This window comes from Pseudomonas entomophila L48 (assembly GCF_000026105.1).
Taxonomy (GTDB): Bacteria; Pseudomonadota; Gammaproteobacteria; order Pseudomonadales; family Pseudomonadaceae; genus Aquipseudomonas; species Aquipseudomonas entomophila.
The window spans coordinates 4,597,947-4,624,558 of the sequence record NC_008027.1 but is presented as its reverse complement, the minus strand read 5'-3'; the positions used below and the strand labels follow the sequence as shown (position 1 = coordinate 4,624,558).

Annotated in this window: 22 protein-coding genes and 1 tRNA gene; 10 read left to right on the top strand and 13 right to left on the bottom strand. The window is 64.0% G+C overall.

Translation table 11 applies throughout. The annotated features are described in order from the left end of the window. Positions 1 to 44: 44 nt before the first annotated feature. The 4 genes from PSEEN_RS20055 to PSEEN_RS20040 form a co-directional block, all read right to left on the bottom strand. Positions 45 to 2,597: a TonB-dependent receptor gene (locus tag PSEEN_RS20055; protein WP_011535391.1), complete on the bottom strand. Its 2,553-nt coding sequence runs from the start codon at positions 2,595 to 2,597 to the stop codon at positions 45 to 47. 122 nt (positions 2,598 to 2,719) lie between these two features. After that, complete coding sequence (locus PSEEN_RS20050) at positions 2,720 to 3,667, bottom strand: FecR family protein (RefSeq protein WP_011535390.1); 948 nt, start codon at positions 3,665 to 3,667, stop codon at positions 2,720 to 2,722. Next, positions 3,664 to 4,197: an RNA polymerase sigma factor gene (locus PSEEN_RS20045; protein WP_011535389.1), complete on the bottom strand. Its 534-nt coding sequence runs from the start codon at positions 4,195 to 4,197 to the stop codon at positions 3,664 to 3,666. Before PSEEN_RS20045 ends, PSEEN_RS20050 begins: the two co-directional genes overlap by 4 nt. Before the next feature lie 85 nt (positions 4,198 to 4,282). After that, positions 4,283 to 5,299, bottom strand: coding sequence for a DUF4917 family protein (locus PSEEN_RS20040; protein WP_011535388.1), 1,017 nt, complete (start codon positions 5,297 to 5,299; stop codon positions 4,283 to 4,285). Between the two features lie 160 nt (positions 5,300 to 5,459). Between PSEEN_RS20040 and PSEEN_RS20035 the strand changes: the two genes are divergently transcribed. From PSEEN_RS20035 to PSEEN_RS20005, 7 genes are all read left to right on the top strand, one after another. After that, positions 5,460 to 6,527 carry a glycerophosphodiester phosphodiesterase family protein gene (locus PSEEN_RS20035; RefSeq protein WP_011535387.1) on the top strand — a complete coding sequence of 356 codons (1,068 nt, stop codon included), beginning with the start codon at positions 5,460 to 5,462 and terminating at the stop codon, positions 6,525 to 6,527. Between the two features lie 202 nt (positions 6,528 to 6,729). Beyond that, positions 6,730 to 7,266, top strand: a complete 537-nt coding sequence (locus PSEEN_RS20030) for an RNA polymerase sigma factor (RefSeq protein WP_044488412.1) — start codon at positions 6,730 to 6,732, stop codon at positions 7,264 to 7,266. After that, positions 7,259 to 8,221, top strand: a complete 963-nt coding sequence (locus PSEEN_RS20025) for a FecR family protein (protein ID WP_011535385.1) — start codon at positions 7,259 to 7,261, stop codon at positions 8,219 to 8,221. Before PSEEN_RS20030 ends, PSEEN_RS20025 begins: the two co-directional genes overlap by 8 nt. 90 nt (positions 8,222 to 8,311) lie before the next feature. After that, entirely contained in the window at positions 8,312 to 10,678 is a 2,367-nt protein-coding gene (locus tag PSEEN_RS20020) for a TonB-dependent receptor (protein ID WP_011535384.1), read from the top strand. Positions 10,679 to 10,685: 7 nt separating this feature from the next. Continuing rightward, positions 10,686 to 12,275, top strand: coding sequence for an alpha/beta hydrolase-fold protein (locus PSEEN_RS20015; RefSeq protein WP_044488405.1), 1,590 nt, complete (start codon positions 10,686 to 10,688; stop codon positions 12,273 to 12,275). A 96-nt stretch (positions 12,276 to 12,371) separates the two neighbouring features. Next, entirely contained in the window at positions 12,372 to 12,743 is a 372-nt protein-coding gene (locus PSEEN_RS20010) for a hypothetical protein (protein ID WP_044488403.1), read from the top strand. A gap of 14 nt (positions 12,744 to 12,757) precedes the next feature. Continuing rightward, positions 12,758 to 13,240 (top strand): hypothetical protein, encoded by a 483-nt coding sequence (locus tag PSEEN_RS20005; RefSeq protein ID WP_011535381.1) that lies wholly within the window; start codon positions 12,758 to 12,760, stop codon positions 13,238 to 13,240. 38 nt (positions 13,241 to 13,278) lie between these two features. Here the strand turns inward: PSEEN_RS20005 and nadS are convergent, their stop codons facing one another. The 8 genes from nadS to PSEEN_RS19965 all read right to left on the bottom strand — a co-directional run bounded on the left by nadS (position 13,279) and on the right by PSEEN_RS19965 (position 20,085). Beyond that, positions 13,279 to 13,566, bottom strand: a complete 288-nt coding sequence (nadS, locus tag PSEEN_RS20000; RefSeq protein ID WP_011535380.1) for a NadS family protein — start codon at positions 13,564 to 13,566, stop codon at positions 13,279 to 13,281. Next, positions 13,563 to 13,883, bottom strand: coding sequence for a type II toxin-antitoxin system RelE/ParE family toxin (locus tag PSEEN_RS19995; RefSeq protein ID WP_011535379.1), 321 nt, complete (start codon positions 13,881 to 13,883; stop codon positions 13,563 to 13,565). The genes nadS and PSEEN_RS19995 overlap by 4 nt, the downstream gene beginning before the upstream one ends. A 150-nt stretch (positions 13,884 to 14,033) precedes the next feature. Then, positions 14,034 to 15,734, bottom strand: coding sequence for a SulP family inorganic anion transporter (locus PSEEN_RS19990; RefSeq protein ID WP_011535378.1), 1,701 nt, complete (start codon positions 15,732 to 15,734; stop codon positions 14,034 to 14,036). 187 nt (positions 15,735 to 15,921) lie between these two features. After that, a tRNA-Gly gene (locus tag PSEEN_RS19985) sits at positions 15,922 to 15,995 on the bottom strand. Positions 15,996 to 16,110: 115 nt separating this feature from the next. Then, positions 16,111 to 16,995 (bottom strand): alpha/beta fold hydrolase, encoded by an 885-nt coding sequence (locus PSEEN_RS19980; RefSeq protein ID WP_011535377.1) that lies wholly within the window; start codon positions 16,993 to 16,995, stop codon positions 16,111 to 16,113. A gap of 603 nt (positions 16,996 to 17,598) precedes the next feature. Next, on the bottom strand, positions 17,599 to 18,348 hold the full coding sequence (locus PSEEN_RS19975; RefSeq protein ID WP_011535375.1) for a pseudouridine synthase: 750 nt from the start codon (positions 18,346 to 18,348) through the stop codon (positions 17,599 to 17,601). 32 nt (positions 18,349 to 18,380) lie between these two features. Next, a complete protein-coding gene (locus PSEEN_RS19970) occupies positions 18,381 to 18,602 on the bottom strand; it encodes a cysteine-rich CWC family protein (RefSeq protein WP_011535374.1) in 222 nt (73 codons plus the stop codon). Next, a complete protein-coding gene (locus PSEEN_RS19965) occupies positions 18,595 to 20,085 on the bottom strand; it encodes a sensor domain-containing diguanylate cyclase (protein WP_011535373.1) in 1,491 nt (496 codons plus the stop codon). Before PSEEN_RS19965 ends, PSEEN_RS19970 begins: the two co-directional genes overlap by 8 nt. A gap of 212 nt (positions 20,086 to 20,297) precedes the next feature. On the opposite strand from PSEEN_RS19965, the gene PSEEN_RS19960 reads away from it, so the two are divergent. Continuing rightward, positions 20,298 to 20,741: a hypothetical protein gene (locus PSEEN_RS19960; RefSeq protein WP_011535372.1), complete on the top strand. Its 444-nt coding sequence runs from the start codon at positions 20,298 to 20,300 to the stop codon at positions 20,739 to 20,741. A 126-nt stretch (positions 20,742 to 20,867) separates the two neighbouring features. On the opposite strand, the gene PSEEN_RS19955 is transcribed toward PSEEN_RS19960, so the two are convergent. Then, positions 20,868 to 21,974 (bottom strand): enoyl-CoA hydratase/isomerase family protein, encoded by a 1,107-nt coding sequence (locus tag PSEEN_RS19955; protein WP_011535371.1) that lies wholly within the window; start codon positions 21,972 to 21,974, stop codon positions 20,868 to 20,870. Between the two features lie 128 nt (positions 21,975 to 22,102). Here PSEEN_RS19955 and ung point away from each other — a divergent pair, with 128 nt between their 5' ends. Together ung and PSEEN_RS19945 are read left to right on the top strand one after the other, a co-directional pair. Then, positions 22,103 to 22,795, top strand: a complete 693-nt coding sequence (ung, locus tag PSEEN_RS19950) for a uracil-DNA glycosylase (RefSeq protein ID WP_011535370.1) — start codon at positions 22,103 to 22,105, stop codon at positions 22,793 to 22,795. A 108-nt stretch (positions 22,796 to 22,903) separates the two neighbouring features. Then, a complete protein-coding gene (locus PSEEN_RS19945; protein ID WP_011535369.1) occupies positions 22,904 to 26,563 on the top strand; it encodes a hypothetical protein in 3,660 nt (1,219 codons plus the stop codon). Positions 26,564 to 26,612 lie beyond the last annotated feature (49 nt).

Sequence of the window (26,612 nt, the reverse complement as noted above, 5' to 3'; positions counted from 1 at the left end):
CGGGTGGGCGATGCATTCCATCGCATCGCCCCTGATCGACAGCCTCAGAAAAACCGCGTGACACTGATCTTGGCGTTGCGCCCGACGGTGTAGGCGTTCTCTCCAGACAGCTCGGGCCGGATGGCCTTGTTGAACAGGTTGTCGACCGTCAGGTTCACCTCGGTGCCTTTCAGGTACGCCTGCTGGGGTTTCCAGTTGGCGAACAGGCCGTGGATCTCGTACTTCTCATTGCCGAAGTTGTCGTAGTAGCGGTCACCCAATGCACTGGCCGGGCCCTCGAAGTACTTGTCGCTGGGCAAGTGGTTCGTGGCCCCGACGAACTGGGCGGTCCAGCCCACGCGGGCATCCCAGGCCGGAATCTTCACCCCCAGGGTGGTGATCCACTTCGGTGCCGGGACATCCTTGGCCCATACATCCGGCCCCCAGGGGTTGGTGTAGGCGCCTTCGTGGCGACCCTCCATCCACGAATAGGACACTGCGCCGAACAGGTAGGTCGAGTCGTAGAATGTCTCGACCTCGAAGCCTTTGTAGACCACGTCGCCGATGTTGCGGTAGTTGCCCATCAGGCCGTTGCCGCAGGTGTTGGCAATGGTGCCGCCGGTGACTAACTGCTGCTGGCAGCCGACGCCGGTGGCCTTGAAGATCTCGTCGGTGATCTTGTTGCGGAACAGCATGGTGCGCACCTGGGCGCTGTCACCCTGGGTGAACACGTTGGAGAAGTTGCTGATGCTGCCCACGCGGATGCCGGTGATGCGTTCCGGGTCGAGGTCGCGGCTGGTCGAGGTACGGCTGCCCACGCCTTGCACCTCATACTGCTCGTCGAGCACCGGGGCGCGCCAGGTCTTGCTGTAGTCGGCGAACAGCGCGGTCTGCTCGGTCATCTTCCAGAACAGCGAAAGGCGAGGCGACCAGCCGCTGTAGGTCTTGTCGCTGTAGTCATGGCCGGCCGCCGGGTTGTTGTAGTAAGGCGCGTCGTTGGGCTTGCCCTCGTTGGTGACGTGGTCATAGCGCAGCGACGGGGTGATGGTCAGGTCGCCCAGGGTGATGGCGTCCTGCAGGTAGTAACCCTGGCTGTCGACCTGGCCGCTGGGCATGAAGTAGGGTTGGAAGTTGCCATAGTTGTACTTGGGCACTTCATAGGTTTTGCCGGGCATCCACATCTGCGTGTCGCGGTCGTGGCGGCGCACCTGCACGCCGGCCGTGAGCGCGTGCTCAAGGGGGCCGGTGAGGAAGGTGCTGGTGTTCTTCACATCGAGCATGCGGTCCTTGTACTCGGTGTCCATCTTGCGCCCGCCCGTGGCTGGCTGGAAGAACGCCGTGGCGTCACGCTCGTCGGTCTGCTGGGTGTCGGACTCGGAGTACTTCACCTGCAAATCTACCCAAGGGTTTTCGATGGGCTGGTACTTGTAGGTGGCCGACCAGGTGGTGTCGATGGTCGTGCGGTTGGCCAGGAAGCGCTTGAGCGCGCCGTCGTAGCCATACTTCTTGATGTCCGCCGCGTTCGGTGGCGCCGGGAAGGCGGTGGAGGCGAAGGTGGTCCAGCGTTCGCTCTCGGAGCGCGACCAGGACAGCCCCAGGCTGTGTTCGTCGGTGAAGTGGATGTTGGTCTTGAGCAGCGCGCCGTCCAGGTCCAGGGCGCTGTAGGGCACGCGCTGGGGGTTGACCGGCCATTGGTTGGTCGGGTCCGGCAGGCTGTCGGCCATCTTCAGGTTGCCGCCGTCGCGCTTGGTGTAATAGACCAGGCCGTCGATGCGCCCGTCATCGGTACGGCCGAACAAGGCCGAGCTGTAGATCTGCTGGTGATCGTTGCTGGCATAGCCGTACTTGAGCATGGCGCCGCTGTTGCGGCCTTCCTGCAACAGGTCGCCGGCATCCTTGGTTTCCATGTTGACGCTGCCACCGAAGCCGCCATTGCCGGTCTTGACCGAGTGCGGGCCTTTCTCGACCTCGATGTGCTTGATCAGCTCCGGCTCGATGAAGATCGTGCCTTGCTGGTAGCGCTCGAAGCCGCTCTTGGGCGCACCATCGACGGTCATCGGCACGTCCTCGGCGTCGCCCAGGCCCCAGATGTTGATGGTCTGGCCACCGGGCTTGGCCGAGCCGCCCATGTTCACCCCGGGCAGGGTGGCCAGGACGCTGGGGATGTTGCTTGGCTGGTAACGGTCGATCTGCTCCTGGTCCAGGGTCGAGCGCCCGACGTTACCGGGGTCGACCTGCTGGCCATCGCCGACGATGCTCAAGGCGCCCAGCTGGATGCTGTTGTCGGCGCTCGGGTCATCCTCGCGCAGGCGCACCACGTAGGTGCTGCCCATGCGCACCACGCTGAAACGGCTGCCCACGAGCAGGCGGCTGATGGCCGCCTCGGCTTCGAAGTCGCCCTTGAGCGCCGGGGCCTGGGCCTTGCCGAGCAGCGCCTCGTCGAACAGCAGCTGGACCTTGGCCTGCTGTGCCAGCTGGCTCAGTGAATGGGCCAGTGGCTGGGCGGGCAGGTCGAAGGCCACCGGGGCCGCCTCGGCGGCCAGGCTCATGGCCAGGCACAGGGCGAGCAGGGTGGGTCGGGCAGGCAGGCAGTGCAACGGACGCAACGCGGACAACATGGATTCCCCCAAACGGCAAAAGGCCGGAAAAAGGCCCGCCATCACGCGGCAGGCGAGGAGGAAGACGCGGCGTTGCGAAACTTCCTCACCTGCGAATGATAAAAATTCTCAAATTATTGTTTTCAGCGCCGTTCGATGCGCAGTCGACCGTCCGCCAACAGGGTGGTCTTGACTGGCAGCAATGCCGGGAGCGCATTGAGCAGGGCATCCGGATCCTGCACGTCGAGGTTGCCGGACACCTTGTAGCGGCCCAGTGCCGGGTCGGCGAGCAACACCGGTTGCTGGCGGTACAGGCCAAGCTCGTCGATCAGGCTGGCCAGCTCGCGGTTGCGAAAGCTCACATGCCCCTCGCGCCAGTCGGCCACGGGCTGTTCGCCCAGTTCATGGCGTACCAGGGTGCCGCGTGCCTGATCGTAGGTAGCGCCCTGATGGGCGCCGAGCAGCAGCGGTGGCTGGCGCTCGCCTGGGGTCTCGAAGGCCACCTGGCCATGGGCGACGCCGACCACCAGTTCCCGGTCGCCACGGCGCAGGTCGAAGCCGGTACCCACGACGCGCACGCGGGCGCTGCCGGCATCGACGAACAGTGGGCGCTCCTTGTCGGGCGCCACCTCGATATACAGCTGGCCATGGTCGAGGTGGATCAGCCGACGTTCGGCGGTGAAATCCAGGCGCAGGCGGGTCTGGGCATTGATGTACAACTGGCTGCCGTCGGGTAGGCGCAGGCTGCGCATCTCAGGGCTGGCAGCCAAGCGCTCGCTGTAGGTTTCGCTGCCAGCGTCCAGGTTGCCCACCAGTACCGTGGCCAACACAGCGGCCGCCGCCGCCAGTGCCGGGCGCCAGCGAGGGGCGCGACGCACTGGCAGGGGTACTGGCCGGCTGGCTTGCTTGAGGGCGGCGAGGTCGTCCCACAGTTGCTCGAACTGGCGATAGGCGCGGGCGTGCTCGGGAGTCTGCATCCACTGGGTGAATGCCTTGCGCTGATCCCGCGACGGCGCGTTGCGGTTGCGGCTGAACCAGCTGGCCGCCTGGGCGTCGATGGGGCGCGGGTCGAGTTCGTCGATGGGGGTCATGGAAGCTGCTCCGTGCCGGTGTCACTGTCCAGGCGTTGCTTGCACTGCAGCAGGGCGGCGGCGATGTGCTTCTCGACCATGCTGACGGAAATGTTCATGCGTTCGGCGATCTGGGCCTGGGTCAGGCCTTCGAAGCGGTGCAGCATAAGGGCTTCTCGGCGTCGCGGCGAGAGTTCCGCGAGCACTTGGCGTAATTGATTCAGCCGCTGCTGCTGCTGGGCATGGTCAAGCGGCTCGTTGCCAGGGGTGGCCAGCTCGTCGGCGGGGGCGTCCTCCTCCAGTACCGCGTGGCGGACTTTCTGCCGGCGCCAGTGGTCGCTGAGCAGGTTGCGCGCGACCTGGAACAGGAAGGCCCGCGGCTGCTGCACCTTGGCGCGGTCACGGTAACCCAGCCATTGGGCGAACACATCCTGGGTCATGTCCGCGGCATCGCTGGCATTGTCCATGCGCTTGCGCAGGAAGTGCAGGATGTCAGCGTAGAAACCACGGCAGGTTTCCTGGGCGGCGGGGTCGGGCTTGGGGCGCTGCATGCACGCTTTCCGGGGCTGGCGTGGGAAAGGGTGCGGATCTTATCGATAATTATTTACATTTGCAAAGTATTGCAGTCGCGTCGTTTCAGCGCCGTCGGCTGTGGTTGTCCGGCACGCTGATGGCCAGCTCGGCAAGCCCCAGTGGGTGGGTCGAAGCGTCGAAGAAATGCAGTGAAACATCGTCAAGGTCGGCGAAGCGATCGATGAAATGCTGCTTCTGGTTGATGATCGACGCGTCGCTCAAGGCGCGAATGGCAATCACCAGGTGCTTTGGCCTGGCTTGGCGAAGCGCATCGAGCAGGTGCTGGTCAGTGGTGTCCAGGTGCTGGCCGAACAGGCACACCCCATCGTGCTCGCGGGCCAACTGGCCCAGGCACCAGCTCAGGTAGTCGGAACTGCGGATCGCACGCAGCTTGTCGTCGCTACGGCTCTCGTTGACGAACAGCGGCACTTCGCCGGGAATGTTGACGGCGAAGCCCTCGAGCAGTTCGGCCTGCTCGGCGCTGCGTCGGCGGGTGCTGCCGTCAGGGAGCTTGAGCAGGTGCATGCCGCCGTGCAGGTGCATCACGCGGACACCTTCGCCACCGGTGCGACGCACATCGAAGAAGCCCTGCTCGTCGAACAGGTCGGCGAAGCCTTCCGGGCTTTCGGCAATGGCCCATGGCAGGATCAGGTCGTAGTTGCTGGTGTAGACGTTCTGGTACTGGCGCAAGGCCTGGTTGATCGCCCTGCGGGTTGCCGCGCCGAGCAACGGCCAGGGCAAGTGCACGGCACGCACCGCGTGGATCAATGCTTCCTTGATCGAGTAGTAGCGGTTCAGCGGCGCGGTGGAACTGATCGCCAGCGCGGCGTTGGCCCGCACCGTGGTGTTCAGGGTACTGAGCACCGGCTCGAACAGTTCACTGCCCAGGGCCTTGAACAGCGCCTGGTCGCTCACCCCCAGCGCCTTGTGCCGCACGCGCTGGGCCTCCTCGAACAGCGAGAAATAGCCAAACGGTTTCCACAGTGCGCGGCTGGCGCCGTTGCCCAGCAGCAGGGTGCTGCACGGGTGGCGTTGGTTGAGGTCGGCCCAGGCGGGCAGGTGGGCGTCGAGTGCGGGCATGGGCGGTCCGTTGGGTGTGGCGGAAAACGCGGGGACTTTAGCATGTCATGCAGAGTGTGCGAGGCTTGCGGCCTGCAGGAATCCACCGACCCCTGCAACCACCTGTAGACAGCGGGCTTGCCCGTGAGGGGCCGGTACAGACAGACAAAGGACTACTTCAATGCACAAGACCCTCATCCAGGCCCTTGGCCTGACCACCTTGCTGGCCACGGGCGCTGCCCAGGCCGTCGATGGCCAGGCACTCGCCCGTGCCCAGGGCATCCCGCAACCGGCGGTGATCGCCCACCGCGGCGCCTCGTTCGATGCACCGGAATCCACCACGCCCGCCTACCAGTTGGCCCGCGAGCTGGGTGCCGATTACCTGGAAATGGACCTGCAGCGCACCCGCGATGGCGTGCTGGTGGTGGTCCACGACGATGTGCTGCTGCGCACCAGCGACGTCGCCGAGCGCTTCCCCGAGCGCAAGAACAGCCCGGTGAGCGCTTTCACCCTGGCGGAACTCAAGTCGCTGGATGCCGGCAGTTGGTTCAACAAGGCCTACCCCGAGCGAGCCCGGGAGCACTTCAAGCAACAGCGCATCCTCACCCTGGATGAGGTGATCGATATCGCCGAGGCGGATCCCAAGCGCCACCCTGGCCTGTACATCGAGACCAAGGAACCGGCCCAGTTCCCAGGGATCGAACAGGACCTGAAGAAGCGCCTCGAGGCACGTGGCTGGCTGGACAAGCCGGGCAAGGTGGTGCTGCAGACCTTCGACCGCAACAGCCTCAAGCTGCTGCACGAGGCCATGCCGCAGGTGCCGAAGATCCTCCTGTTGTGGGTGGCCAAGGGCAGTGTCGAGCCGGCCTCGGGGCAGGACTTCGCCGAGTCGGGTGAACAGGACAAGTCGGCCTTCTACGCACGCCAGCAGCCCAAGGACCGCGCCGAGTTCGAGCGCTGGCTCGGTTATGCCAAGGAAGGTGGCGCCATCGGTACCGGCCCTTCGGCGGTGCGCACGCACCTGGGGGAGCAGAGCTATTCCGACCTGATCCAGCCTTGGATGAACCAGGCAACCCATGAGCGCGGCATGCTGGTGCACGTCTACACCCTCGATGAAAAAGTGGACTTCGAGAAGGCCATGAAGGCGGGTGTGGATGGGATTTTCACCAACCGAGCGGGTGAACTGATGCGCTTCTATGGCCGTTCGGTCGGCAAGGAAGACCAGTTGCTGGGCACGTTGGGTTATTGACCGCCAATGTTGACGGCGGTTCTGTAGGAGCCAGCGTTGCTGGCGATGCACAGCGCAGCCTTGCCGACGGTGGCGAGGCTGTTCGCCAGCAAGGCTGGCTCCTACAGGGCGGGTTGTGCCATGTGAGACTGGCGATGGCTGAATGACATGTGTGAGAATGATAGGAATTCCTATTAACGAGCACTTGTCACAGTCCCGTGCAATGACCTCCCTTTCCGCGCCTTGGAACACCCATCCGGCCCTCCAGACCGTCGTCGACGACCTGCTCGCCCACTATAGTGACCTGCGCCGCTACCTCTGCGGGCGTCTGCGCAATCCCGACGACGCCGCCGACATTGCCCAGTCCAGCTTTGCCCAGGCCTATGCCCATGCGCTCAACAGCCCGGTGATCAATGCCCGCGCCTTGCTGTTCCAGGCTGCGCGCAACCTGTGCATCGACCAGTACCGGCGGCGCAGTACCGAGCTGGCGGCACTGGAGGACTGGCTGGCGAGGGCCGAGCTGCTGACCCCCAGCGTGGAAGACATCATGATCGCCCGCGAGCAGTTGCAACTGCTGATCGCGCGGATCGAGCGCATGCCGCGCCTGCGCCGCGAGGTGTTCGTGCGCGTGCGCCTGCATGGCCACAGCCACCGCGAGGTGTGCGAGGCGCTGGGGCTGTCGGCGAAATCGGTGGAACTGCATATCGCCCGGGCGGTGTTCGACCTTTCCGAACTGCGTATGAGCGTGCGTGATGTTTGAGCAGGCCTCGCCGCGCAAGGTCCAGCAGGCCTTGGTCTATCTGGCCGCCTTGCAGGGTGATGACCCCGAGCGGGTGCGCCAGCTGGGTGACCAGGCGCAACGCTGGCGCGGCCGGAGCGACGAACACGAGCGCGCCTGGCGGGAGGCCGAGCAGCGTTGGCAGATGGTCCATCGCCTGACCCCGCAATTGCGTTCGGCGGTCCAGCCGCACGCGTGCGATACCGGGCGGCGACGACTGTTGCGCCAGGGTGGCGCCTTGGCGCTGGTGCTGGGCGCCGGTGGCTGGCTGGGGTGGATGTTCAAGCGTACTGCGCCTTTCCAGTACGGCCTGCAGACCGCACACGCCGAAGCGCCACGCTCGCTCACCCTGCCCGATGGCAGCCAGTTGCTGGTGGCCGCCGAAAGTAACTTGCGGGTGCACTTCGACCATGGCGAACGCCGGGTCATGTTGCTGCATGGCAATGCCTTCTTCGATGTCGCCCATGAGCTGTGGCGCCCGTTCCTGGTCAGTACCCGCCTCGGGCTGGTCCAGGTGTTGGGCACGGCCTTCACCGTCAGCGACCGAGGAGACCGCGTGCAGGTGGCGGTCGCCAGAGGGCGGGTGCAGGTGCGTGGGCTGGAGGGCGGCGAGCAGGTTCTTCAGGCTGGTGAGCGCATCTGCCTGGATGGCCAGGGCCAATTGGGCACATTGCGCGCGGGTGGCGCGTTCGGTCCCGACCTGGCGCATTGGCAGCGTGGTTGGTGGTCGTTCACCGACCAGCCCTTGAGCGAAGTGATCGGCGAGCTCAATGCCTACGTGACGCGGCCGGTGGCCCTCGACCCTGGCGCCAGCGCCCTGCGCCTGACCGGCAGCTTCCCCAGCGACCAGCCCGAGGTGTTGCTCGAAGCACTGCCACGTGTTCTGCCAGTACGGTTGGTGGAGCAGGGCGGGCATCGCCTGATCGTGCAGCGTTGATCCCGGTTTTCATGTGCCGAAATTTCTTTGAGGGGTAATTCGCGGCTGTCGCGTCATCAGCTGTGAACCCACCTTCTGCAAGGACCGATCATGTCGCTTTCCTCCACCCGCTTCCCCGGCACCCTGCGCCGCCTGGCCCTGGCTTGCGCCGGCCTGCTGGCGGCCCAAGTGGCCCAGGCCGACAGCCCGCCGCTGACCCTGGACCTGCCGAGCCAGTCGCTGGAAGCCACGGTGCATGCCCTGGCCCATGAGTCGGGCGTGGCCATCGCCGCCGACAGCCGCCTGCTGTCCGGGCGCGGCGCCCCGGCGCTGCAAGGGCGCTACACGGTGCTGCAGGCCCTGCGCCAGGTGCTGGCAGGCAGCGACCTGGTGGCAGTGGAGGAGAACGGCGTGATCATCCTGCGTGGCGGCGGCGAGGACGGCGCACTGACGTTGGGCGCCACCACAGTCAATGCCAGTGGGTTCAACAGCGACCTGCCGGACACCTACAGCGGTGGCCAGGTCGCCCGTGGCGCCCGCATCGGCCTGCTGGGTAACCGCGACATCATGGACACCCCGTTCAGCGTCAGCGCCTACACCGCCAAGACCATCGAGAACCAGCAGAGCGGCACGGTCGGCGCGGTGCTGCGCAATGACCCGTCGATCCGCTTCAGTACCGGCGAAGGGCATACCTACGAGAACTTCATGATTCGTGGCTACGCCCTGGACTCCACGGAGCTGGCGATGAATGGCCTGTACGGCCTGGCCCCGGATGGCCATGTGCCGACCGAGTTCCTCGAACGGGTCGAAGTGCTCAAGGGGCCGGGCGCGTTGCTCAGCGGCATGGCGCCCAACGGCGGCGTGGGCGGGGTGGTCAACCTGGTGCCCAAGCGCGCCGGTGACACCCCGCTTACCCGCCTGACCACCAGCTATGTGTCCGATGGCTATGTGGCCGAACACATCGATGTCAGCCGCCGTTTCGCCGACAACCGCTTCGGTATCCGCTTCAATGGCGTGTACGGCAGCGGCGATACCGGCGTCGATGAGCAGTCCAAGGACCGCACCCTGGCATCGCTGGCCCTGGACTACCGAGGCGACGATTTCAAACTCGCGCTGGATGCCTACGAAAGCCACGAGAAGATGGACAACGGCAGCCCGATGATGGTCGGCTTCAGCAAGCTGGGTTCTGTGACCAAGGCGCCCAAGCCCGACACCAACATCCTCGAAGGCATCAATGCCAAGCAGGTCAGCAAGGCGGTGACGCTGCATGGCGAGTATCAGTTCGACGACAGCTGGACGGCCTACGCCAGCGTGGGCGGTGCACGCACCCGCTATGACGGTTTCCTCAATGGCACCCGGGTGATCGTCACCAAACCGGACGGCACCGCCACGGGCGAGACCTACAACCAGGCGGGCTACACTCACAGCCTGTCCACCGAAGCCGGCCTGCGCGGCAACTTCATGACCGGGCCGGTCAGCCACCAACTGGTGCTCAGCACCACGCTGCTGCACCAGGATATCGGCCGGGCACCGACCGTCACCGGCAAGGGCTACACCACCAATATCTACCACCCCGGCAAGGCAATCATCGCCGGCGACCACGGCAGCAACGTCAAGACCGGCGACAACACGCTTTCCAGCTTCGCCGTGGCCGACACCCTGGGCTTCGTCGATGACCGCGTGCTGCTCACCCTCGGCGCCCGCGCCCAGCGCGTACGACAGAAGATGAGCACCCCGTCCTACGACGAGCGCAAGGTGACACCTGCAGTGGGCATCGTGCTCAAGCCGTGGGATGCGCCGGTGTCGCTGTACGCCAACTACATCGAAGGCCTGACCCAGGGCGGCATGGTTACCGATGTGAAGGCCGCCAACTACAACGAGCAGTTCGCCCCCTATGTCGCCAAGCAGATGGAGGCGGGCGTGAAGTGGGACCTGGGCGACTTCACCCACACCCTGGCGCTGTTCCAGATCGAAAAGCCGAGCATGATCTACGACAAGGCCAGCAACCGTTACAACGACGACGGCGAGCAGCGCAACCGCGGCGTGGAATGGACGATGTTCGGCGAAGTCACGCCCGATGTGCGCCTGCTGGGTGGCGTGACCTACACCCGCGCCGTGCTGACCAAGACCGCCAACGGTGCAATGGATGGCAACACCGCGCGTGGCGTGCCGGCCTGGTCGGCCAACCTGGGTGCCGAGTGGGACCTGCCCTGGGTCGATGGCCTGACCTTGACCGCGCTGGGTATCCACAGCAGCTCGCAGTACCTCGACAGCGCCAACCAGCTGAAGATTCCCCAGTGGACGCGTTACGATCTCGGCGCGCGCTACGCCACCAAGGTGCTGAGCAAGGACGTGACCCTGCGCGCCAGCCTTGAGAACGTCGAGAACCGCGCCTATTGGGCCGGCGTGTTCAACGATGGTTACGCCACCGTCAGCGAACCGCGCACCCTCAAACTCTCCGCCAGTGTCGACTTCTGAGGTGGGCATGCAGCGATTGACCCGTGCCCTGGTATTGCTGGCCGCCTGTTGCGGGGCGGCAATGGCCGCCGATGAACCCCGCCTGGAGCCTGGCAAGGCCGTGAGCGGGCAGGCCAGTGCGACAAGCTCTCCGGCCTGGCAGTTGTCACTGGAGGCCGGCGACCTGGTGCGGGGCCGCCTCGATGGCGATGTCAGCCTGCGCTTGCTCGACGCCCAGGGGAAGCCATTGCGCCTGTTGATCGATGGCCTGGACCAGCCGCGTGAGTTTCTCTTCGTGGCCGGGCAGGCTGGTCGCTACCTGATGCGCACCGAGGCGCTGGCGATCCGCCCCAACGAACGTTTCAACTTGCGCCTGGATCAGGTGCTGCCGGTCGCCGAGCAACGGAAAAGACCTGTAACGTTGGCCAGCCCGACACTGCGCATGCTGTCAGGGGCATTGGCCAAGGGCGAGTCCACCGATGCGTTCTGGACGGCCCGAGGCGTTGACGGCACGCCCATGGTCGAAGCGATTCCCGGCCACCCCGACCAGCGCCTGGTCACCTTTCTGTGGCGCGGCGCGCGCGACAATGTGCGGATGTTCGGCGCCCCTACAGGCAACCACGAGTCGCTTCAACGCCTGGGCCAGAGCGATGTCTGGTACCGCAGCTTCGAAGTCCCGGCCGCCACCCGGCTGAGCTACCAGATGGCCGCCGATGTGCCGGTTTCGGATGATCGCCGGATGATTCTCGCCACCACCCGGCGGGACCCGCTCAACCCGAACACCTTCGCCGATGGCAGCGGCGATCCGTGGTTGTCGCGATCGCGCCTGGAACTGCCGGATGCCGCGCCGCAACCCTGGGTAGCGGTCCGCGAGGGTGTGTCGCGAGGCAGCCTGGAGCGCAAGCGCCTGGCCAGCCGGTTGCTGGGCAATGAACGGGACATCTACCTGTACCGCCCGGCCGGCTGGCGCCCCGGCAAGGCCGACCAGGGCCTGCTGGTGCTGTTCGACGCCCACGCCTATACCCGCCAGGTGCCGACTCCAACGATCCTCGACAACTTGATCGCCGACGGCCTGATCCCGCCGACGGCCGCGATCATCATCGCCAACCCCAGCGACCTCAGTCGCCAGCAGGAACTGCCGCCCAACCCGCTGTTCGCCCGTTTCATGGCCGAGGAACTGATGCCCTGGGCGCGCCAGCAGGGCCTGGCAACATCGGCCGCGCGCACCGTGGTTGCCGGCTCCAGCTACGGCGGCCTGGCTTCGGCGTACATGGGCTTGAAGCATCCGGAGTTGTTCGGCAATGTGCTGAGCCTGTCGGGTTCGTACTGGTGGGCGCAGGAGGGTGACGAGCCCGGCTGGTTGACCCGCGAGTACGTGAAAGCCCCGCGCAAGCCGTTGCGCTTCTACCTTCAGTCCGGGCTGTTCGAGGGGCCAAGGATCCTCGACACCAACCGCCACCTGCGCGATGTACTGCTGGCCAAGGGGTACGCGGTGGAGCAGGTGGAGTATCCGGCGGGGCACGATTACCTGCAGTGGCGCGGCAGCCTGCCCTGCGGCTTGATCAGCCTGATCGGCCACGGTACTCAGACGCAGGCCCAGGCCTGTGTGCCGAAGTAGCCGGATCAGGGAGACCCCGATGGTGCCCAGTCGTCACTGATGGCAAAGTGCCGGTCTCCAGCAGCCCGCGCTGGAGACCCGTCACAAGGAGCTAGTGTGAAATCCAGGATCTTGGCTGTGCTAGCCTGCAGCCTCTTGTTTGCCCCGGGCGCCGATGCCCAGGATATCTCCACGCTGTACCAAAGCTATGAGCAGAAGGGCTATTCCACGCTGAGCATGGAAGAGCTGAACCAGCCGGTGCAGATCACCGCGGTGGCGCTGGGTGTGTCGACCAACCTCAAGGGCGCGCCGATACTGGCCGCCGGCGATGACGATGGCTACGAGCTGGCCCGGCTGCGCGGGGCCGACAGCGCCCAGGACGAGCAGATGAAAGCGCTGCACCCGGGCCAGAAGTTCGACGCCGAATGCGTACTGCAATTCACCTCCGGCAGTGATTACCTGTCGTTCAACCAATGCACGTTCAACTGAGCAAGGAAGTTCTCATGAAAGGATCGCTTCGTTACCTCACCCTGGCCGGCTGCCTGGCCGCGTTTTCCGCCTCGGCTGCCGATTCGGCCCAGGTCGCCCTGTTCACGGCGTTGGCCAAGTGCGAGGCCAGCGCGCAGCAGGTGGAGGCCTTCAACCAATTGGTCGAAGCCGAGCAATTGACCTTCACCAAGGATGAGGCGCACAGCCCCTGGGGCGGTGCCGCCTGGCAGGTCACCCCGGCGCTGAGCATCAATGGCGTATCGTCCGCCACCCTGGTGATGACCGACCGCTTCAGCTTCTACCTGCAGAGCAGCAGCACCGCGCCCCTGGCCGATGCGGCCAAGTTGGCCACTACGCTCAAGCTGAAGAAGACGCTCGATACCGACGGTTATGTCGACTACCAGCGTGTGCTGGAAAGCAAGGGCACGCTGCGCGTGGTCTCGACCGAAGACAAGGACCGCGACCTGTACGTTGGTTGCAGCTACCCGCAGGCCTGAGGCCGGCAGCGCATTGCGGGCCCGGGTCGCCCGGGCCCTCAGTGAGCAAGGGCCTTGAGCACGTGCTCTGGGTCGTTGTGCAGTGCTCGAAGCAATGCTTTGGCGGGGCCGGTGGGTTCGCGGCGGCCTTGCTCCCAGTTGCGCAGTGTGGCGACCTGCACAGCGATCACCTCGGCGAAGCGTACCTGGGACAGGCCGGTACTCTTGCGAATGTTGCGGACTTGAAGCGCATCGATTTCGAACTGGCGGGAAGGTTGGCGTTGGCCCTGGATGATTTCATCCATCTGTTCAACGCTTTCCATCAGTTCTTCGAAGAATCGGTTCATGGGTGTCTCCAGTGTTCGATGACGGCTTTCAGTGCCCTGCGCTGCTCAGTGGACAAGTCCGCTTGTTCGATCTTGGGGTAGATGTACAACATGGCGATCTGTGCCGCGTTGTTGAAGTGGTAATAGATGACCCGGGCACCCCCTCGTTTTCCGTGCCCATTGGCTGGAATGCGAAGCTTGCGCAAGCCCCCGGTGCCTTCGATGAGGTCGCCTGCATCCGGTGCAATCAAGAGACGAACCTGCAGCAGCCGGTAAGCCTCGTCGTCGAGCAGTTCCTTTACGCGTTTGGTGAAGACGGCGGTTTCGGTGAAGAGCATAGCAGGGAGTGCGCCATTGGCGTAGTCGATGTTGTAACAACGCTACTGAGGGAGAAGGTGGACCGAGGCAAGAGCACGGGATAGCCAGGCTATCGAAGGCGCTCTTGCCACAACATCATTTCCCTCTGGCAATGCCGTAGTCCCTTTCCCTCAATCTCTGGCAACCACCTGCCGATTCCTGTTTCGCCACACCCGATACGCCCTGATCCCCGCCCGTACCGAACCGAACAGCAGCTTGTCCTCCATCTCCCGGGCCATGCCCGAACGCACCAGCATGCGCAGGAACGTGCCGCGTGCGCGGGCAATGGCGAAGTGGATGCCCTGGGCGGCGAGGGTGTCGCGCACTTCGCGCAGGGCGGCGATGCCGCTGACATCGATGCTGGTCACCGCCTCGGCGTCGAACAGCACCACCTGCACCTGCTGTTCACCCTGCACGGCTTCGAGCAGGCGCATCTTGAAGTAGTCGGCGTTGAAGAACAGGATCGCGTCGTCGAAGCGGTATACCACCAGCCCTGGCAACGTGCGGGCGTCCTTGTGCTGGCGCACGTCGACCTGGCCGTCGACGCCGGGTAGCCAACCGAGCACGGCGTCGGTGGGCTGGTAGATGCTGTAGAGCAGGCGCAGGATGGCCAGGGTCACGGCGAACACGATGCCCGGCAGCACCCCCAGGCCGAGCACGCCAACCGTGGTCAGCAGGCACAGCCAGAACTCGAAGCGGCTGAGCCGGCGGATGGTCTTGAGCGACCTCACGTCGATCAGCCCCCAGCCGGCCATCAGCAGCACGGCGCCCAGCGCGGGCTGGGGGATCCAGGCCATGGGCGCGGTGAAGAACAGCAGGATCAGGGCGATCACCAGGGCGGCGATGATCCCCACTAGCTGGCTCTTGCCGCCGACCATGTCGTTGACCGCCGTGCGCGAGTCGGCGCCGCTGATGGCGAAGCCCTGGGACACGCCGGCGGCCAGGTTGCTCACCCCCAGGGCGACGAATTCATGGTTGGCGTTGATCGCATAGCCGTGCCGGGCGGCGAAGCTGCGGGCGGTGAGCATGGCGCTGCAGAAACTGATGGTGGCGATACCCAGGGCGTCACGCAGCAGGCTCTTGGTTTCCGCCAGATTGCTCTGTGGCCAGGCCAGCTGTGGGATGCCCGCCGGTACCGGGCCGAGGATCGCCACACCCAAGCGGTCCCAGCCGAACAGGCCGGCCAGCGCAGTGAACACCACCACGGTGACCAGCGCCGCCGGCAGGCGCGGGAAGCGGCGTGGCAACCCGATCAGCAGGCCCAACCCGACGAGGCCGATGGCCAGGCTCAGCCAGTGGATCTCGCCCAGGCGCTGGAGCAGGTTGAAAAGGCTGAGAATGAACCCGTCGCCCTCGATCTTGAACCCCACCACCTTCGACAACTGCCCGGCGATCAGGCTCAGGCCGATGCCGTTGAGGTAGCCGATCAGGATCGGCCGCGAGAAGAAGCTGGCGATGAACCCGGCCCGCGCCACCCCGGCGGCGATCAGCATCGCACCCACCAACACGGTGACGATGACCGACAGTTCGGCGATGCGGTGCGAGTCGCCCATGGCCAGGGGCGCCACCGCGCCGCCGATCATCGCGCAGGTGGCCGCGTCGGGGCCGACCATCAGCTGGCGCGAGCTGCCGATCAGGGCATACACGATCATCGGCAGCACACAGGCGTACAAACCGTACTGCGGCGGCAGGCCGACGATCTGCGCGTAGGCAATGGCGATGGGGATCTGGATCGCGGCCACGGAAAGGCCAGCCTGCAGGTCGGCATGGAACCACTCACGGCGGTAGTGCAGCAGGTTGGCCAGGCCCGGTAGCCAGCGGGAGAGAAACATGGGCAGTCCCTTGGAAATGTTTCAACAAGCTTAGGTGTTTATGCACCTGAAGCCGCTGAGCATTCAAGCCAATCGACCGGGGCTTGGCCATGGGCCAGATCAAGGAAAACCGCAGAAACGAAAAAAGGAGCCGAGGCTCCTTTTGACAGCGATGACGTTACCGGAACGTCATGCGGGGAATGCGATGTGGAGCGGGTAGAGGGAATCGAACCCTCAACTAAAGCTTGGGAAGCTTTCGTTTTGCCACTAAACTATACCCGCGTTTGCGCCCGACTTTTTACCATAACTCCCTCCGTATTAGAAGCCCAAGGTTATAAAAAAGCCTGTCGGCGACCTGTAGCCCGCGGGTAACAGGGCCCACAGGACGCCGATGCGCTCAGATAGCCAGTGCATGCTGCGCGTGTACCGGTGTGTAGCGTTGACGGGCTTCGCGCACGGTCGGCTTGAGGAAACCAAGCATGGCCGAGCGGGTATCCTCGCAGGCGCCCTTGTGCTCCATGTCGAGGAAGTGGCCGGCGTCGCGGATCACGCTGAAGTGGCTCTGCCCCACATGCTGGCTGAACTGGCGCGCGTCCTCGACGGTGGTGTACTCGTCACGGTCGCCGTTGATGAACAGCACCGGGATGTCGATGTTGCGCGCCGCCTTCAAAGCCCGGTCCAGGTCGTGCTCGAGCACCTGGTTGATGTGGAAGTGCATCTGCGCGTACTCGTGGCTGTCCAGGCTGCTGACATGCCGGTAGTTGAAGCGCTTGAACAGCGACGGCAGGTGCTTGCCGATGGTGTCGTTGACCAGGTTACCCACCTGGTAGCGGTCGCAGGCGGCCAGGAACTGGCAGCCACGCTCCAGGTAGTCGCGCATCGGTTCGTTGATCACTGGCGAGAACGAACTGACGATGGCCTTCTTCACCAGCCGCGGCTGGTGCGCCAGCGCCAGCAGGGTGCAGGCGCCGCCCCAGGAGAACGACATCACGTGGTCGGCACGGAAGTGCTCGATCAGCTCGAGCAGGATGTGCGCCTCGGTCTCCTTGGTGAGCAGGCGTTCCTGGCGGTTGTGCGGCTTTGATTTGCCGGCGTATGGCTGGTCGTACAGCACCACGTTGAATTGCGGGTGCAGGTTGCGCACCGTCTGGGCGAAGGACGCCGTGGTGGCCAACGAACCATTGATCAGGATGATCGTCTTCTCGGCGCCTTGCGCGCGATGGAACTCCGTGTAAACCCGGTACTGCCCTTGGATATCAAGTACAGCGATTTCTGGCCTCATGTCATCGACTCCTGGCGCAAAAAGGGTATTCGCGTCACCTAGGGTGCACGTTCTTTATGACAGGTAGGCATTTGCCTGGAAGAGAAACCGGTGGGCCCTTGTGTCGATCCTTGACGCGTGTGTCGACAGTTTTGTTGTTGCGGGCGATTTGCCGTGCCCCAGAGCATCGAGGCGCTGGGTGGCCGGCAAAGGGCGTCCGATCTGCGGTGTGACTTGTTGGTCACTTGCAGACTGACGATTCGATTCAAGCAGCGAGGCGCGGATCGCGCAAGTGCCGTTCGGGGAAAAATGTGACTCGGGGGGCTCGGCGGTCGTGTGGTGATGCCGGCTTCTTCGTGGGCAACACTTGACCCATTTGCCTGATACAACCTCTGTAGGAGCGGTTTTAACCGCGATCACCCGCGAAGCGGGTGCCAACCGAGGTGTGTTCATCGCGGCTGAAGCCGCTCCTACAGACCGTACTGATCTCTTCGGCCTGTAGGAGCGGTTTTAACCGCGATCACCCGCGAAGCGGGTGCCAGCCGAGGTGTGTTCATCGCGGCTGAAGCCGCTCCTACAGACTGTACTGATCTCTTCGGCCTGTAGGAGCGGTTTTAACCGCGATCACCCGCGAAGCGGGTGCCAAACCGAGGTGTGTTCATCGCGGCTGAAGCCGCTCCTACAGACTGTACTGATCTCTTCGGCCGAGAGTTCCCTGTACTCACCCGGTGCCAGCCCCGGGTCCAGCGCGATGGCGCCCATACGCTCCCGATGCAACCCCACCACCTTGTTCTGGAAATACCCGAACATCCGCTTCACCTGGTGATACCGCCCTTCGACGATTGTCAGCCTGGCCTCGCGGGGCCCGAGGATGTCCAACTGGGCCGGCTGGGTAGTGAGGTCCTCGAAAGCGAAGTAGAACCCTTCACGGAACTTGTCGACATAATGCGCGCCGATCTCGTCCTCGGTGTGCACGAGGTATACCTTCGGCAGCTTGGTCCGCGGCTGGGTCAGGTGCCGCGACCACTGCCCGTCGTTGGTCAGGATCATCAGGCCGGTGGTGTTGTAGTCCAGGCGCCCAGCGATATGCAGGCCGTCGCGCAGCTCGGCCGGCAGCAGGTCAAGCACCGTGGGGTGCAGCGGGTCGCTGGTGGCGCTGACACAGCCGGTGGGCTTGTGCAGCATCAGGTAACGGGCGGGGTACCCGGCCTGCACGACCTGGTCATCCACCTCGACACGGCTGAACTCGCGCACTTCATGCAACGGATCGCTTGCAACAACACCGTCCACGCGCACGCGCTTGCTCGCCAGCAGCAAACGCACTTGCTGGCGGTTGTAGCAGGGCAGGTTGCCGAGGAATCGGTCGAGGCGCATGGCGGGAAGGTCGTGGGAAATCGGCGCGCAGTCTAGCGGATCGCGGGTGTTCGCGCTGCCTTGAGTTGTTCGTCCACCGCCGCGCAACGTGGGCACAGGCAGGCCTTGTCGCGCAGCTCGGCGGGCAGCGCCTCGAGGATGGCAGGGTCGATGCTGACGTTGAAGCACCAGCACCCCTGGGTGGCGCTGCGTGGGTCGGCCAGGCCGCATTGGTTGGCGGCGCCGCAGGCGGGGCAGCGCTGAGGGTCAGTCATGGTCGGTTCCGGGCAGTTCGCTGCAGACGCGGTTGCGGCCGCTCTGCTTGGCACGATAAAGGGCATGGTCGGCGCGGGTCAGCAGGCTGTGCAGGGTGTCTTCGCGCTGCAGGCTGGACAGGCCGATGCTGGCGGTCAGGCGCAGTGGCTGTTCGTTGTAGCTGAAGATCAGTTGCTCGGTGCGCCGGCGAATCTTCTCCGCCACCTCGATGGCGTGGCGCCCGTGGGCTTCGCGCAGCAGCACGATGAACTCCTCGCCGCCCCAGCGGCAGAGTATATCGGACTGGCGCAGGCTGCCTTGCAGCACAGTGGCGAACTGGCGCAACACTTCGTCGCCGGCCAGGTGGCCGTGGGTGTCGTTGAGCGCCTTGAAATGGTCCAGGTCGATCAACAGGGCGACCAGCGGCGCGCTGTCGCGCTGGGCTTCCACCAGCGCCTGCCCGGCCAGCAGGTCGAAGCTGCGACGGTTGGGCAGGCCGGTGAGGCTGTCGAGGGTGGCCAGCGCCGCGGCGTTGTCCTGGTGGCGCTTGATCATGGCATTGAGCAGCGACAACACGACGAGGGTGATCATCGCGCAGATCGCCAGGTTCAAGTACAGCGACTGGCGGATACGGTCCAGGGCGCCGCTCTCGCGCTTGTCCACCAGCAGGTACCAGCCCAGCTCCGGCAGCAGGCGCACATTGAGGAAGTGGCTGTGGCCGTCGTTGTCATGGTACTCGTGGCTGCCTTCGGCGGGTGCCGGCAGGTGCGCGAGCAGGTCCTGCCACTGGTTGCTATCGCTTAGTTGCTGGCCGGCGCGCAGGCCGTGGGGGCCGCCGTCGGAGCCGGTCAGCAACACTTTGCCCTGGGCGTCGGCGAACAGCACCGCGCGCTGGTAGCGCCGTTGATAGTCGTCGATCAGGCGAACCACCGACTCCACGCTCAGCCCCACGCCCACCGCACCAATGAAGCGCTGCTGGTAGTCGAGCACCCGATGGTTGATGAACACCGTGAGCTTGTCCTGGTTGGCCATGTCCAGGTCGACGTTGATCTCATAGGGTTTGGTTGATTGGCGCACGCGGAAGTACCAGGCGTCGCGCCAGCTGTCGGGCCTGACCTGCTTGAGCACGCCCTTGGCCTGGTAGTAGGTGAGGCTGCGGTCGGAGACGAAGAAACTGGTGCAGGTGTCCTGGGTGCCCATCACCTCGCCCAGAAAGCGGGTAATGCGCCGGGTGTCCTGCTCGCCGCCCAGCACCCAGTCACGCAGGAAGGTGTCCTGGGCCATCATCGACGAGATCAGCACCGGGCGGATCAGGTCCTTCTGGATTTCCGAATAGACGGTGTCGGAGGTCAGCGGCAGCTCGGTATTGACGATGCCATCGCGGATCGCCCCGCGCGAGGCGTAGTAGCTCAGCAGCGAAGTGGCCAGGAAACCGCAGGCCAGCAACAGCAGCAGGGCGAGGATCAGCGAACGTTGCGAGAACAGGGCGGACGGTGAAGGCATGATCTTCCCGAGAGGTGTGCCGGTGGCCACATTCTAGTGAGATGACCGAAAAATGACTGCATGTTTTTCAGGGTTATACGACCTGTTTCAATTTATTGCAGAAATGGCACCGAACCCCGGCCGCGCTGTCTGATGCCATGTCGATCAACGCATCGTCGTCGACGCCCGCCAGCGCCGCTGTGCCGGGCACCTTCGCGGTCCAGGAGGCCGCCATGTACCCACGCATCCTGCTCGTTGTCCTGTTGGGACTGCTGACATCCGCCTGCGCGCCTTACTACGAAGGCGGCGGCTATTACCGCAGCGACTACTACACCACCGATCGCTACGTGTACCCGGGTTATTACCGCCAAGACCGCTACTACGTGGCGCCGCAGCCGCGTTACTACTACCAGCCCGCACCGCGTTACTACCGGCCGGCGCCGGTGCCGCAGTACCGCCCGTATCCGCCGCCTGGCGTGCAGCCACGCTGGCAGGGTAATCCGCGGTATGACTACGGCAACCGCCAGCGCTATGACTATGGGCGGGATCGTGAGCGCAACGACTACCGCAACGACAACCGGGGAGGCCAGGGGGATCGTTGGCATTCCAATGGGCGCGGGGACCATGACCGACGGCCGGATGGCGGGCGGGGAGGGGATCGCAATTGGCAGCGGTGATTGTTGGTTCGCATGCCCTTTGTAGGAGCGGCTTCAGCCGCGATGCAGGCAACGTGGTGCCTGGCACCCGCTGCGCGGGTGATCGCGGCTGAAGCCGCTCCTACCTTGTCATGGGCCCGGTACCGTTCACCCCAGGTCCGCCAGCGGATGGCGCCCCTCCCACACCTTGGTGAAATGCGCCTCGACCACCGCCGCCGGCACCTGCGCCACATCCGGCCAATGCCAGTGCGGCGTGTTGTCCTTGTCCAGCAACCGCGCCCGCACGCCCTCGCTGAACTCCGGGTGGCGGCAGCAGTTCAGGCTCATGGTGTACTCCATCTGGAACACCTGGGCCAACGACAGGTAGCGCGCACGGCGGATCTGTTCCCACACCAGGTGCGCGGTCAGCGGGCAACCCTCGTGCAGCCGCTGGCCCGCCGCCGCCAGCAGCGGGTCGGCATGCCGGGCCAGGCCACTTAGCGCACGCCAAGCCGCCACCGGGTCGGCCACGTCGAGCACTTCATCAATCACCGCCCGCCGCGCCAGCCACTGCCCCTCGGGCAACTCGGCGCAGGCGCGGTGCTGTTCGGCCTTGAGCAGGCTGTTCAGCTGCAACGCGGTCTGCTCCTGCCAGTTCAGTTGCAGCAGCTCTTCGAGCAACGCTTCCTGCTGATGCTCGCCAAAGAAGCGGTCGGCCAGCCCCAGGTCCAGGGCATCGCGGGCGTTGATCGGCGCACCGGTCAGCCCCAGGAACAACCCCAGCTTGCCCGGCAGCCTGGCAAGGAACCAACTGGCGCCGACATCCGGGTACAACCCGATGCTGATTTCCGGCATGGCCAGGCGGCTGCTGGGGGTGACAATGCGCACGCCGGCGCCTTGCAACAGCCCCATGCCGCCGCCCAGCACATGGCCATGCCCCCAGCACAGCAGCGGCTTGGGGAAGGTGTGCAGGCGATGATCCAGGCGGTATTCATGGGCGAAGAAGGTGGCGGCCAGCGGCGGCACGCTGCCGGGGTGTTCGCGGCAGGCCTGGACCAGCGCGCGCACATCACCCCCGGCGCAGAACGCCTTGGGCCCGTTGCCGCGCAGTACCACGCAAACGATGCCCGGGTCCTGCGCCCAGGCCTGCAAGTGCTCGTCGAGCACCTCGATCATCGGCAGGGTCAGGGCATTGAGCGCCTTGGGGGCATCGAGGGTGGCGATGCCGATGCGGGCGCCGTCGGCGCCGGTGAGTACCTCGCAGTGAATGCTCATGGGCAACCTCGCGCAAGTTATCCCCTCAGTATGGCCCGTCGCCCCGTGGCTGCCGGTCGCCGGTCGGATCGATTGACAAGCCGGCGAGGCTTTCCTAGTGTCGCGCCACTTTGCTATTGGATGCCCCCATGACCGACGACGATCGCATCAAGCTCGAACCCAGCTGGAAGGCCGCGCTGCGCGCCGAGTTCGACCAGCCCTACATGCACCAGCTGCGCGAGTTCCTGCGCCAGGAATACGCCGCCGGCAAGGAGATCTACCCGCCCGGGCCGCTGATCTTCAACGCCCTGAACTCCACGCCGCTGGAGCAGGTCAAGGTGGTCATCCTCGGCCAGGACCCGTACCACGGCCCGGGCCAGGCCCACGGCCTGTGCTTCTCGGTGCAGCCCGGCGTGCCCGCGCCACCGTCGCTGGTGAACATCTACAAGGAGTTGCAGCGCGACCTGAACCTGCCCATCCCCAACCATGGTTACCTGCAGAGCTGGGCCGAGCAGGGCGTGCTGCTGCTCAACACCACTATGACCGTGCAGCGCGCCAACGCCGCCTCCCACGCGAAAAAGGGCTGGGAGTTCTTCACCGACCGGATCATCCAGGTGGTCAGCGAGCAGTGCCCGAACGTGGTGTTCCTGCTGTGGGGCGCCCATGCCCAGAGCAAGCAGAAGCTGATCGACGGCACCCGCCACCTGGTGCTCAAGTCGGTGCATCCGTCGCCGTTGTCGGCGTATCGCGGGTTCTTTGGGTGTGGGCATTTCAGCCGGGCCAATGGTTTCCTGCAGCAGCATGGGATGGCGCCGATCGATTGGTCGCTGCCGCCGTTGTAGTACCGCCGTACCTAGCATTTTTGCCAGTTTCACCCGGTAGAACACCGCCCTACAGTGGCGCCAGGGTTCGACGCACAAGCGTCGAACCGCCACTGGCCGGGGTGTGTGATGACCATACTCGTTCAACGTAACAGTGCCGTGAGCGCCACCTTGGCGGGCAACCAGTTGCTTGAGTTGCAAGTCCCAAAGCTGTTGGATGCCTTACCCCTTCTGGATGACGAAAACGGCACCTTTACCTTGCCCCTGGAAGCCCAGGCACAGCCGCTACGTTTCGAGCTGCGTGCCTGGGAAGGTTATGAAGACGACTACAGGACGTTGACCGGAAGCGGGTACACCAACCTTCAGGTGGCGTGCCAAGCGGTACGTGACCAACAGCGCATTGGCGATCCTGTCATCGTTGCCATGGTTGCCGACTCGGAACAGTTCCGCGTCGAGCTTCAGCTTCCTGCACCCTCACCCTTGCGTGATCGTGAATTCGATATCGCTTATGACCTATGGATCGTGGATGTCGGAAACGTCGCCAGATCCAATTCGACCCTTGTCTACTACGATCGCACCGCGCCTGGCGAGAACGCGCCTTTCACCTTTTCCGGGCCTTCGCTCATCGACCGTGAGCATCTGGAAGCCAATGCTGGCTTTGCCAGGTTGGAACTGCCGCGTTGGGCCGACCTGCGCCTGGAAGACCAGGTACAGGTGTTCTTCCGCCCAACGGGAGGAGCGCTGCCGGCGCTGCCCACCGCGATCATCGCAATTACCCAGGCCAACCGCCTTCTGCCCAACATTCCATTGCTGATCGCCGAGCGACTGTTGGTTTCGGGGAGTTTCGAGGTCAGTTGTCAGTTGCGCGATCGAGCCGGGAACCTCAACCGTGCCTCCAACCTACTGCCGATTACCGTCGATCTCGTCGGCGGGGAGGAGTTGTTGCTTCCGATCAAGCGCATCGAACCTGATTTCGTGAGCATTTTCGGCTGGATCAATTGCAGCTCGCTCCAGCGCGCCACGCTTGATCCATGGCCTGATCCTGGTATCCCGCGAGGCATGCGTTTCCGCGTGCCGTTGCCCCAGGACGGCGTGAGTGTCGGCGACCTGGTGCAGATCAGTTGGCAGATGTGCCGCGACTCGTTTGGTCGGATGCCTATTTCCGAACCTTCGTTACTCCCGTTCGAACCGACGCCGATGCGTGCGGATGGGATTGTCGTCATGCCGTTCATCAATGAGTTGATTGTCGAAGAACTCAGGAAAGTGTTCGAACCAGGACGTGACCCTTTCGAGGGGTCGGTCAATGTGGCCTACAGGGTTCGAACGCAAGCGGGGCGTTGGCGTACCAGTGCGGTAGAGGTAGTCAACGTGTCGCTGCAAAGACCAGGTGGCGGTGTGTGCAGTGGACCTTGGATAACAGAGCAAGTGTGGTTCCCACAGAACAGGAGCTTGATCATGGGTGCATATGAAGGTGTGAGCACGGGTGGACCGGCTGAGTTAAAAGCCGAGGAGGAACGTCGACAGGAGCAGGAAGCGAAAGCTGCGTTCGAGGCTGAACGTAACAGGATTATCGAGCAGCGCTCGAGCAGTCCGACGGCTATTGGCAAGGTCAGAAGCGCGAGCGGGGGCCTTTTCGAAGTGCCTGGCCCCTTGGCTGACGAGTTCACCATTGTAGGTGCGTTGCCGAATAACGCCGTCGTTCGCCCCAATGAAATTCCCCTTACCGCTTATGTCGAGGGGAATGAGAACGACTATGTCTATATAGAGGTACCTCGCTGGGCGGAGTCCGGAGGGATGGACTATGAGGGCTCGCGGGACCAGGTTCGGTTGATCTTCAACGGCGTACCGTGGCGTTACGAAGGTGAGGATGGAGAGCCTGAAGAAGATGACCCTGCCGAAGAAGCGCGTCGTGGCGAGCCGTTCAGCCTCCCGTATCCCATCGATGCCGCGCAGCCATTTCCCGTTCAGATTCAAATCACCCCGAAGATGCTTGAGTTCCTGGGGGAGGGCATCCATCGGATCAGCTACATGGTAATGAACGACCAGGCTCTCAACCCGGATCCGTCCTTGCCTCAACGCATAACCCTCGATCGGATTCCACCTTCTAATGGCGTACCTCCGCTGGCGCTGTTGACGCCGACTGTGCCCCCTCCCATGGAAGCGGGCGTGCCGATCTTCACCGGGGAGTACCTGGATGCCAATGCGACGGTGACATTCCCGATACCTCCCTATGTCGTGGCGCGAGCGGGCGATCGGATTCAGCTGCTCAATGGCAGTGATGATGCTGAAATTGTGCCCTTGACCGTGATCTGGCCTGAAACCGATGCGGTCGCGCCTGCGCCGCAGATCTCGGTGTCCGCCGCAACGCTGCGGGCGCTTGGCAACGGTAGTCATCAACTGGTCTATGTCCTGGCCGACCGTCCTGGTAGTCCATCTGGTAAATCGATTGGCTACAATTTCACTGTGCGCCTGGAGGCACAACCGGGCAATTTGTTGGCGCCGGAAATCAACAACCCGGACAGTACGCCAAAGGTTGATCCGATCGTGCGTGCAGATCTGTTCCCTGTTACGGATCTCACGAAGGTCGTGGACATTGCCATTCCCGCTTACGATGGCTCGCAACCCACCGACTTGATCGAGGTCACCTGGACCGACGGAGCCGGTACCCCTCGTATAATTACCCCGTTCCCCTTTTCCACCGGTAAGGTCAGTGTGAATTGGACCTTCCTGTCGGTACCTGATTCCCGGGCGCTTTACACGGCTTCGGTCACCTATCGCGTATTGCGCAATGGGCAACCATTTGGCCCATCACCCGCAGCCAGCCCGCGGGTCGACCTGCGGATCGTGGGTCCGGTGAACCCAAACGAGCCTGACCCGGTCAACCCTGCCCTGACCTTGCTGACCGTAGTCGGTGGGAGTGGCAGGTCACCGGACAACTTCATCACACCGCTGGATCACGTCGTCGAGAACGATGGGACGATCAGGGTCCTGGACGGCACCATCAAGTTCACGGTGTATGAAGGAGCCGAGGCCGGTCATGTCGTGACCATCTTCTATGGTGGGCAGCAAGTCACGACCTTGACCTTGAGCACTGAAGTGCCAGGCGAGGTCGTTGATTTCAACTTGTCGGGGGCGATTATTCAGGCGCAGGGCAATGGTGTTATCCCCGCCAACTACACGATCAAAGAGACCGCAGCGGCCACCAACTTCCAGCAATCGCTGAATACGCAAGTGAACGTGAGTGCCATTACGGTATTGATGCGGAACTTTGTCTGGTTTGACTATACCCAGAGTGTGCCGGCAGCAAGGCAGAACCAGCGACCGGGCACCACCACTAACCTGACCGGGGTAGTGAACTGCTCCAGCATGCCCTGGAACAACATCAACCTGATTTTGCGCGACTTCCGCGCAGGTGATCCTGAGCGACCGGAAGAGGTGGCCAATCCCCCGGTGTCGGTCAGCCTTCAGGCAGGTGATTTCGTGACGGTGTTCTGGGAATACCATTCCGGATCGTCGCTCGGTGATCTTGCTGCTCCGACTGTCGAGCGAGCCTTGCCGGAGGTTCAGGTACCTGCGGGATTCAATCCAGCGGCAGGGGTGCGATACCCGATCCGCTATGCCAATGACCTGTTCAACCAGGTCAGCAATCCACCGACACCCGTGGCTGACTCGATCGTCTGCAGATTCTCGGTCCGCAGAGGCACAAACTCGTGGATTTCGCGCAAGTGCCTGGTCAAGTACAACACTCGGCAAGGTGGTCTGGTATGCACGGGCTGGGTTGCTAGCTGACTGTGTAGAGCGTTCAAAAAAATCAACTCATCTTGTGGGCGGAATTACG